The sequence below is a fragment of the Paraburkholderia sp. SIMBA_053 genome (genome assembly GCF_046534895.1).
GTDB classification, from domain to species: domain Bacteria; phylum Pseudomonadota; class Gammaproteobacteria; order Burkholderiales; family Burkholderiaceae; genus Paraburkholderia; species Paraburkholderia caledonica.
The window spans coordinates 1-252 of the sequence record NZ_JAWRXU010001244.1; the positions used below are offsets into that span (position 1 = coordinate 1).

Genomic DNA, 252 nt, shown 5'->3' on the forward strand with positions numbered 1-252 from the left:
GAGAATGTGAGTTTCCGGTCGCGCTCGTGATCGAAGATGCGTTCGAGCCACACCTGAACCAGTGAAATTCCGCTCGTGAGGAACAGATAGATCACCGCCGCTGCGCCGAACACGGTAAAAAACTTGAAGTTCTGGCCGACGACCTGTTGCGAGCGAAAGGTGAGTTCGTTGACGAAAATGACCGAGGCGATCGAGGTTAGCTTCAACATGCCGATGGTGTCGTTGGCGAGGCCGGGGATCACCGCCCGCATG

1 pseudogene is annotated in these 252 nt (G+C 56.3%); it reads right to left on the minus strand.

Annotated elements, in window-relative coordinates:
- Positions 1-209: pseudogene (locus SB753_RS39605) on the minus strand (polar amino acid ABC transporter permease); the annotation flags it as partial.
- Between the last annotated feature and the right edge of the window lie 43 nt (positions 210-252).